The sequence below is a fragment of the Paraprevotella clara YIT 11840 genome, from assembly GCF_000233955.1.
GTDB lineage: Bacteria > Bacteroidota > Bacteroidia > Bacteroidales > Bacteroidaceae > Paraprevotella > Paraprevotella clara.
On the sequence record NZ_JH376627.1, the window covers coordinates 1 to 650 of the forward strand.

Annotated in this window: 1 protein-coding gene and 1 pseudogene; one reads left to right on the forward strand and one right to left on the reverse strand. The window is 39.5% G+C overall.

Annotation, left to right across the window (positions count from 1 at the left end; genetic code table 11):
• Positions 1 to 454: type I restriction enzyme HsdR N-terminal domain-containing protein (locus tag HMPREF9441_RS19235; RefSeq protein ID WP_366378311.1), on the reverse strand; the 454-nt coding region annotated here is incomplete at its 3' end.
• Here HMPREF9441_RS19235 and HMPREF9441_RS14660 point away from each other — a divergent pair.
• Positions 399 to 650 (forward strand): annotated as a pseudogene (locus HMPREF9441_RS14660) (DNA polymerase III subunit delta); the annotation flags it as partial. The gene HMPREF9441_RS19235 and the pseudogene HMPREF9441_RS14660 sit on opposite strands and share 56 nt — an antisense overlap.

Below are 650 nucleotides of genomic sequence, written 5' to 3' on the forward strand. Positions count from 1 at the left end.
TGGTTACCATTAGGTAAGTAGACTTAAGCGCCAAGTTGTATCGGGCTATTTGGTCGAAAGTATCTTGAGTAATCGACACGTTGGGGGCTTTGCATTCTACCACTAAGAAAATATCGCCTCGCCGCGTGTAAATGACCACGTCATAACGCTTGGTCAATTCGTTCACTGTCAAGGCTTTTTCTACATTTATCAATGATTTAGGGTAGCCTTTTTCTTCTATTAAAAAGTGCAACACGTGTTGTCGCACCCACTCCTCTGGTTGTAGCACTACGTATTTGCGTCTGATAATATCATAAATCCACCATTTGCCATCCGCTTTTTTGGTTCTAAACTCGTAGGCTTTAAAATTTAGCTCTTTCATAGTGCAAAAGTAGAAATATTTTTTGTATTTTTGCACTATGGAAGAAGTAAAAAAAATTATTGCTAATATAAAGAAAGGAATTATTGCCCCCATTTATTTCTTAATGGGCGAGGAACCTTATTTCATAGACGTAGTGGCTAACTACTTAGAAAAGCACCTTTTGGAAGAAGACCAGAAGGGGTTTGACCAGTTAGTACTATACGGGCAAGACGTGACAGTGCCTGCTATAATAGACTATGCACGCCGCTTCCCGATGATGGCAGAGCGCCAATTGATTATCATTAAAGAA